Origin of the sequence: Methanobrevibacter sp., assembly GCF_045577275.1 — an archaeon.
In the GTDB taxonomy this organism is placed as follows: Archaea; Methanobacteriota; Methanobacteria; order Methanobacteriales; family Methanobacteriaceae; genus Methanobrevibacter.
Genome location: NZ_JAZNIB010000055.1, coordinates 1 through 2564, shown reverse-complemented (window position 1 = coordinate 2564; position 2564 = coordinate 1). Strand labels below are relative to the sequence as shown.

Annotated in this window: 4 protein-coding genes; 3 read left to right on the top strand and 1 reads right to left on the bottom strand. The window is 29.0% G+C overall.

From position 1 onward, the window contains the following. Positions 1-218: 218 nt before the first annotated feature. From ACKI67_RS01800 to ACKI67_RS01790, 3 genes are read left to right on the top strand one after another with little or no spacing between them, the layout of a single operon-like run. Positions 219-503 (top strand): PRC-barrel domain-containing protein, encoded by a 285-nt coding sequence (locus ACKI67_RS01800; protein WP_407461687.1) that lies wholly within the window; start codon positions 219-221, stop codon positions 501-503. 38 nt (positions 504-541) lie between these two features. After that, positions 542-1066 (top strand): orotate phosphoribosyltransferase, encoded by a 525-nt coding sequence (gene pyrE, locus ACKI67_RS01795; protein WP_407461686.1) that lies wholly within the window; start codon positions 542-544, stop codon positions 1064-1066. Between the two features lie 33 nt (positions 1067-1099). Then, on the top strand, positions 1100-1753 hold the full coding sequence (locus tag ACKI67_RS01790) for a hypothetical protein (protein WP_407461685.1): 654 nt from the start codon (positions 1100-1102) through the stop codon (positions 1751-1753). 87 nt (positions 1754-1840) lie between these two features. On the opposite strand, the gene ACKI67_RS01785 is transcribed toward ACKI67_RS01790, so the two are convergent. Further along, a complete protein-coding gene (locus ACKI67_RS01785; protein WP_407461684.1) occupies positions 1841-2359 on the bottom strand; it encodes a molybdenum cofactor biosynthesis protein B in 519 nt (172 codons plus the stop codon). Between the last annotated feature and the right edge of the window lie 205 nt (positions 2360-2564).

Below are 2564 nucleotides of genomic sequence, written 5' to 3'. Positions count from 1 at the left end.
TATCATTTTATCTATTTTATCTAGTCTTTTTTCTATTTGTTAGGATTTTCTAATTAATTCTTTTTTCTCTTTAAAATTCTTATTCTAAAATTTTTCAAAATATTTATTAATTGATTTTAATAAAAAGAATATTAATTAATTATAAAATCTTATTAAATATAATCGGATTGATAAAATAATTTAGCATAATTTTCAAGCTTATTTCGGAGATGTTTTTTATGAGAATAGTCAAAGAGTTAGTCGGTAAAGAAGTATTAGGCAATGATGTAATGATTATGGGTAAGGTTGTAGATGTTGATTTTGATTTCGATGAAGAAAAGGTTGAATCCATAATCGTCAGCAAAGGAGGAATCCAAGAAACTTTAAACATCAGCAAAAGTGAATTGGTAATTCCTTTGGATATGGTTCATAAAATTGGTGATAAAATAATCTTAAAAGATGTCTTCGATGAAGATTTCTCCCAATTGGAAGAAGAAATTGAGGATTTAAAAAGTCAATTATAATTTTTTAATTATTAGTGTATAGATTATGGGATGAGTTTATGGTTTCAAAAGAATATCTGATAGAAATATTGAAAGAAAATAAGGTATTTGAAGAAGGTGAATTCACACTTGCTTCAGGTAAAAAAAGCAATTATTATGTTAATATGAAAAGGGCTATTACAGAACCTGAAATTTTATCCACAATAGCTCAATTGATCAATGAAAAAATTGATGATGACATTGACAAGATTGCAGGTCCTGCTTTAGGTGCTGTTCCTATTGCAACTGCAGTTTCACTTGAATCAAAAAAGCCTCTCCTTATGATTAGAAAAGAGAAAAAAGGTTACGGAACTTCAAAATTGATTGAAGGAACTTTGATTGAAGGGGATAATGTAATTCTTGTTGAGGATGTTACAACTACTGGAGGTTCACTATTAAAAGCAATTAATGCAATAGTTGATAATGGTGGAGTAGTTAAAAAAGCATTTGTTGTTGTGGACAGAGAAGAAGGTGCAATGGAGACCTTTGCAAATGAAGGAATCACACTTGAACCTTTAATTTCCGTAAGCGAATTTTTCGAATAATTGATTTTAGAAAATAATTGATTTGGGAATATTATGAAAAGAATGAATAAGTATTTTATTTTTGCAATTTTCATCATTTTGATGATTGCCATTGGTTCTGTTTGCGCAGTATCTGAAGATGTTTCTATTTCTAGTTCAAATAGTTTGAATGATGATTCAGATGATGATTTTGAGTTAGATGGAGATGATGATGCAGATTCTGATGAGGATTATGAAGATGGCGAGGATGATTCTGATTTAGATGATGATCCTGATGATTATGGGGATGATGAGGATGATTCTGATGATTTTGATGATGATGAGGATGATTCTGATGATTTTGAGGATGATGAGGATGATTCTGATGATTTTGATGATGATGAGGATGATTCTGATGAGGATTATGAAGACGATGAAGACTTTGAGGATGATGAGGATTATGGAGATGGTGAAGGATTTGATGGATCTTCTGGAGAGGGATTCACATTTTTTGCTTTAGGTGCTGCTTTAGGAGATAAAAGTATGAATTCCAATGATTTATCTGGTGCAAATGATAATTCTCAAGATAGTTCTCAAGGTGGTTCTCAGAATAATTCTCAAGAAGATTCTCTAAAAAATGTGGATTTAAGTCATCAGGCAGGAAATCCAATTGCAATTTTATTGCTATCTTTATTATTTTTAATTGTAATTCCTTTAAGAAATAGATAAACTATTTCTTGGAATTTTCTTTTTTTTTTTTATTTTGTTCTATTTTATTCTATTCTGCTCTATTTTTTTATTTTTAATTTTAGCATATTATTTTGTTGCATGCTTTTTTAAATGGCCTAATTCATCAATGATGATTCCTAAACCGGTTTTTACAGCATTAGGAGACCCGGGCATTGCAAATATCATGGTTTTCTTATAGATTCCTGCAGTAGCTCTTGATAAAAGGGATCCTGCACCTAATTCCTCATATGAAATTGCTCTGAATATTTCTCCAAATCCTTTAATTTCCTTTTCGAAAAGAGGTTCTATTGTTTCAATGGTAATGTCTCTGGATTCAAGGCCGGTTCCACCAGTTGTTATGATGACTTCCACTCCTGAATCGATCATTTCTTCAATGGTGTTTCTTAAAGTGTCTATTTCATCAGGAATAATTGCATAAGCATCCACATCGTATTTTTTAGCCAATTCCTCTTTCAAGTATTTTCCTGACAAGTCTTTTTCTTCTCCTTCCTTATCATTTGAAAATCTGTCACTAAGTGTTATAACTCCACAGGATACTTTTATTGGTGCTTTCTTTTTATGTAATTCCATTGTTTCACTTTTCATAAAATTACCTCATTTTATTTTATTGATTTAATTTGATTAATTAATTTGCATTGATTTAATTTGCATTGATTTAATTTTTATTGTAATTGTTATTTTTATTTTTTATATCTTGTTTTTATATTAAATATCTTTTTTTAACTTAAATTTTAAAAAGTATTACTGAGAATAATATCATTAAGTTTATTTATATAAAATATAAATATAT

Bases quoted from the DNA above. Each gene is read 5' to 3' on its own strand.
- pyrE (WP_407461686.1), top strand. From the start codon at position 542: ATGGTTTCAAAAGAATATCTGATAGAAATATTGAAAGAAAATAAGGTA.
- ACKI67_RS01800 (WP_407461687.1), top strand. From the start codon at position 219: ATGAGAATAGTCAAAGAGTTAGTCGGTAAAGAAGTATTAGGCAATGAT.
- ACKI67_RS01790 (WP_407461685.1), top strand. From the start codon at position 1,100: ATGAAAAGAATGAATAAGTATTTTATTTTTGCAATTTTCATCATTTTG.
- ACKI67_RS01785 (WP_407461684.1), bottom strand. From the start codon at position 2,359: ATGAAAAGTGAAACAATGGAATTACATAAAAAGAAAGCACCAATAAAA.